Consider the following 651-nt stretch of genomic DNA (forward strand, 5'->3'; position numbering starts at 1 on the left):
CTCGGGAATAGAGAAAGCGTCCCCTACCTCCATGGTGAGCTGCGAGCCGCCCGCGTCGTTGTCGTCGTCATCGCGATCTCGCTTGGACGATTTCGGTTTCGCCTCGACCTCTCGCTCTGCTTGCAGCGCGGCTTGGGCGATCCAGTCGTTGACTTCAGCTAGGATTTCCAAGCCGAGCCGTTCCCGAAAATGCGTGAGCAGGGAGTGATGAAACGGCACTTTATCGACATACGCGGTGTAGCCCAAGAAGAACTGCAAATATGGATTTTCCTGGATTTGTAAGGTGGTCTCGCGGTCACTTAAACCAAGGCGCTCTTTGATGATGAGCGAGCCGAGGGCGATACGTGCCGAGTACGCCTTTTGGCCGATGGCTGGGGACTTGAACGAGCTCACATATTTCTCTTCTACTTTGTCCCAAGGGATGATCGCCGCAAGCTGCACCCACCGATTGGTTGGATTTAATTTTCCGCCAAAGGGCAAATAGAAGTTTTCCAACAAGTCTGCCATATCTCGATTCAGCACGAACACTTTCGCTCACTCCATCTGCAAGGTTTTTTACCGATTTTCCGTGTTTTCTTTGCAGATGAATTCGACAATAGTGCCTCTAAACCCTTGTGAGATAAGGATTTTTTGATTATTCAGCAAGCCCTA

At 50.8% G+C, this 651-nt stretch carries 1 protein-coding gene; it reads right to left on the minus strand.

Annotation, left to right across the window (positions count from 1 at the left end):
• Positions 1–528: transposase (locus KI367_RS26750; RefSeq protein WP_212953328.1), on the minus strand; the 528-nt coding region annotated here is incomplete at its 3' end.
• Positions 529–651: the final 123 nt, after the last annotated feature.

The organism is Paenibacillus cookii (genome assembly GCF_018333375.1).
GTDB classification, from domain to species: Bacteria; Bacillota; Bacilli; order Paenibacillales; family Paenibacillaceae; genus Paenibacillus_AQ; species Paenibacillus_AQ cookii.